The 412-nt window shown below is 41.3% G+C and carries 1 protein-coding gene; it reads right to left on the bottom strand.

From position 1 onward, the window contains the following. Positions 1-412 (bottom strand): Ig domain-containing protein (locus HMPREF2597_RS08475; protein WP_176747069.1); only part of this gene is annotated, 412 nt, incomplete at both ends.

Here is a 412-nt window from a genome sequence, read left to right as displayed (position 1 = left end):
TCTAGAATCAAACGTTACTCCTTCCGGTAGGCCACTGACTTTGGTTGTTACTGGCTGACCACTATTATCTGTAGCTCTAATCTCGATGTTATCGATTGCGGTATTCACTTCTTTGGTCTGATTACTAATCTCTTTCACTGTTGGTGCTGTCGTGTCTACAACTTTGATTATGAATTTTGTCTCGACACTATTGCCATCGGCATCCGTACTTGTCACTATAATTGGATAAGTTCCAACTTTCGTCACTACACCGCTTATTGTGTTTGTTCTAGAATCAAACGTTACTCCTTCCGGTAGACCATTTACTGTGTTTGTCACTGCTTGGCCACTATTGTCTCTCGCATCAATCTTGATGTTATCAATTTCGGTATTCACTTCTTTGGTTTGGTCACTGATTCCTTTCACCGTCGGT

This window comes from Staphylococcus sp. HMSC063A07 (assembly GCF_001836955.1).
In the GTDB taxonomy this organism is placed as follows: Bacteria; Bacillota; Bacilli; order Staphylococcales; family Staphylococcaceae; genus Staphylococcus; species Staphylococcus lugdunensis.
Note: the sequence above shows the minus strand (reverse complement) of the source record. Positions and strands in the feature narration are given on the sequence as shown.